The 203-nt window shown below is 52.2% G+C and carries 1 rRNA gene; it reads left to right on the top strand.

Annotated elements, in window-relative coordinates:
- Positions 1-203: ribosomal RNA gene (locus tag Q0852_RS23920) — 16S ribosomal RNA — on the top strand; the annotation flags it as partial.

Genomic DNA, 203 nt, shown 5'->3' with positions numbered 1-203 from the left:
ATTGCACAATGGGGGAAACCCTGATGCAGCCATGCCGCGTGTATGAAGAAGGCCTTCGGGTTGTAAAGTACTTTCAGTCGTGAGGAAGGTGTTGTAGTTAATAGCTGCAGCATTTGACGTTAGCGACAGAAGAAGCACCGGCTAACTCCGTGCCAGCAGCCGCGGTAATACGGAGGGTGCGAGCGTTAATCGGAATTACTGGG

The organism is uncultured Photobacterium sp. (assembly GCF_947502415.1).
GTDB lineage: Bacteria > Pseudomonadota > Gammaproteobacteria > Enterobacterales > Vibrionaceae > Photobacterium.
This window is presented reverse-complemented; position numbering and strand designations above follow the sequence as displayed.